Here is a 2,477-nt window from a genome sequence, read left to right as displayed (position 1 = left end):
ACCGTGGAGATCGTCGTCGTGAGGGCGTCGACCCGGATCAGGCCGCCGAGCAGGTCCACCTTGGCCGTGCGCGCCCACGAGTTCAGCGTCGTGGTCTTGGCGACCGTGTTGACGTTCGCGCTGGTGGTGGTCTCGATGGCGCCGACCGAGAGCAGGCCAGCGACATTCGCAGCAGCAGTGCTGTTCTTGGAGGAGGACGACTTCGCGCCTCCCGTGACCGAGGACTGGGCCGTGAGGTCGGAGTTGACCAAGCCGTCCTGGACCTTGATGTACGTACCGCCGGTGGCGGCTGCGTAGCTCCAGACAACAGGCTCAGCAGCCTGCGCCGGCGTAGGCGTCAGTGTCAGGCCCGCGCCCAAGAGGGCGAAGGTGACTCCAGAGACAATCTTCCGCGCGTTCACGGGACCCCATTCCCATTGATGGCAAGTATTGAGTTACAGGCGTTGGAGATCACTCTCCGCCTGTTCCTGCCGAAATCCGAGTACTTTCCGCAGATTTAACGAAGGGTAGCCATAGAAGGTCACGCTCGGGAAACCGGTGCGACTTCCGGGACATGGCATAGACCAGCGGATCTGGCTGTTCCACCACCGTGAAGGTGTACGACGTCGTGGTGATCGGAGCCGGCCAGGCCGGCCTGTCGGCGTCGTACCACCTCACCCGGCTGGGCCTCGAACACGTCGTGCTCGACGCGAATGCGCGCCCCGGCGGCGCCTGGCAGCACCGCTGGGACTCGCTGAGCATGGAGGACGTCCACGGGGTCGCGGACCTGCCGGACGCGACGGCGCCCCGCGGCTCGACCGAACGCGCGAACGCGGTCCTGCCGGACTGGTTCGCGCGCTACGAGGCGGAGCGGGGCCTGCCGGTCGTCCGTCCCGTCCGGGTGGACCGGGTGACGTCCGAGGGTGACCTGCTGGTGGTGCACGCGGGCGCCCGGACCTGGTGGACCCGCACCCTGATCAACGCGACGGGGACGTGGACGCAGCCGTTCGTGCCGCACTACCCGGGCGTGGAGTCGTTCCGCGGCGAGCAGCTGCACACGGTGGACTACCCCGGCCCGGAGCACTTCGACGGCAAGCGGGTGCTGGTGGTCGGCGGTGGCGCGTCGGCGGTGCAGTTCATCGGCGAGCTCGCGCCCCGGACCGACGTGCTCTGGGTGACCCGGCGTCCGCCCGTGTGGCGTGACCACTTCGACGAGCGCACCGGCCGCGACGCGATCGAGCTGGTCCAGGAACGCGTGCGCGCCGGCCTGCCGCCGGCCAGCGTGGTCAGCGTGACCGGTCTGGGGCTGCGCCCGCAGGAGCAGGAGGCCTCGCGGCTGGGCGCCTATGACCGTCGTCGGCCGATGTTCGCCCGGATCGAGGCTGACGGGGTGCGCTGGGCGGACGGCAGCTTCGAGCCCGTGGACGTGATCTTGTGGGCCACCGGCTTCCGGCCGGCCGTCGCGCACCTCGCGCCGCTGCACCTGCGCAGCGAGCTCGGCGGGATCGCGCTGCTCCAGACCGGCGCCGACGTCCAGACGGCCACGACGGTCGAGCGCGATCCCCGGGTGCACCTGGTGGGCTACGGGCCCTCGGCCAGCACCATCGGCGGCAACCGTGCCGGGCGTGCGGCCGCCGTCGCCGTACGCCGCCAGCTGGCGGAGCTCGACGGTCCGCTATCGTCGGCGACATCCATCCCACGGGAGTCCGCAGCAGCGGGCTGAGAGGGAGCTGAAGCTGCTCCGACCGTCGAACCTGATCCGGCTCATACCGGCGAAGGAAGAGAAGGAGCAGCCCATGCGCTTTTCACCGGTCCCCCGGTTGACCTGTCTGGTCTCCGAGCACGACGACCTCTCGGTCCTGACCCGACTGGCCGAGCTCGGCGTCGACGGGTTCCAGGTCCGGTCGAAGGCGTACGACGCCCGCGGGTTGATCGAGCTGACCCGGACCGTGATCGCTGCGGTCCGTCCGTCCGGGGCGTCGGTGATCGTCAACGACCGCGTCGACGTCGCGGTCGCGGCCGGGGCCGACGGTGCACACCTCGGGTCCGGCGACCTGCCGGTCGCGGTCGCGCGATCCCTGGCGCCGGGGCTCCTCCTGGGGGCGACCTGCCGCTCGCTCGCCGAGGTCGAGAGTGCAGCCTCCGAGGGTGCGGACTACGCCGGCGTCGGGCCGGTCTTCGCCACGACCAGCAAGATCGGGCTGCCCGAACCGCTCGGCACCGCGGGCCTGCGGGGAGTGGTCGGCCGCCTGCCGGTGATCGCGATCGGCGGAATCACTGCCGCTGACGCGGCGGACGTGCTGGCAGCCGGAGCGTCCGGCGTGGCCGTCATCGGCGGCATCTGGCGACCGCCCGATCCGGTCCGGGCAGCAGAGGAGCTCCTCGCGGCGATCGGGTGAGCGGCATGCGCGTCACCGTCCTCGGCGCCGGCATCATCGGCCTGGCCGTGGCCGACGAGCTGATCCGCCGTGGCCACGCCGTCACGGTCGTCGATCCGC

Annotated in this window: 3 protein-coding genes and 1 riboswitch; of the genes, 2 read left to right on the top strand and 1 reads right to left on the bottom strand. The window is 71.1% G+C overall.

The window, feature by feature from the left end:
* Positions 1-401 (bottom strand): choice-of-anchor P family protein (locus ACOADB_RS09080; RefSeq protein WP_378597636.1); only part of this gene is annotated, 401 nt, incomplete at its 3' end.
* A gap of 188 nt (positions 402-589) precedes the next feature.
* Here ACOADB_RS09080 and ACOADB_RS09075 point away from each other — a divergent pair.
* Positions 590-1,702 carry an FAD-dependent oxidoreductase gene (locus ACOADB_RS09075; protein WP_378597635.1) on the top strand — a complete coding sequence of 371 codons (1,113 nt, stop codon included), beginning with the start codon at positions 590-592 and terminating at the stop codon, positions 1,700-1,702.
* Positions 1,668-1,777, top strand: a riboswitch (TPP riboswitch). It overlaps the preceding gene by 35 nt.
* The gene (thiE, locus tag ACOADB_RS09070; RefSeq protein ID WP_378597634.1) at positions 1,776-2,378 is read left to right on the top strand and encodes a thiamine phosphate synthase; all 603 of its coding nucleotides are present in this window, start codon (positions 1,776-1,778) and stop codon (positions 2,376-2,378) included. (Overlaps the previous riboswitch by 2 nt.)
* Positions 2,379-2,477: the final 99 nt, after the last annotated feature.

Source organism: Nocardioides sp. CPCC 206348 (assembly GCF_048654705.1).
GTDB lineage: Bacteria > Actinomycetota > Actinomycetes > Propionibacteriales > Nocardioidaceae > Nocardioides.
The sequence above is the reverse complement of the archived record's forward strand: the minus strand, read 5'-3'. Positions and strand labels throughout refer to the sequence as shown.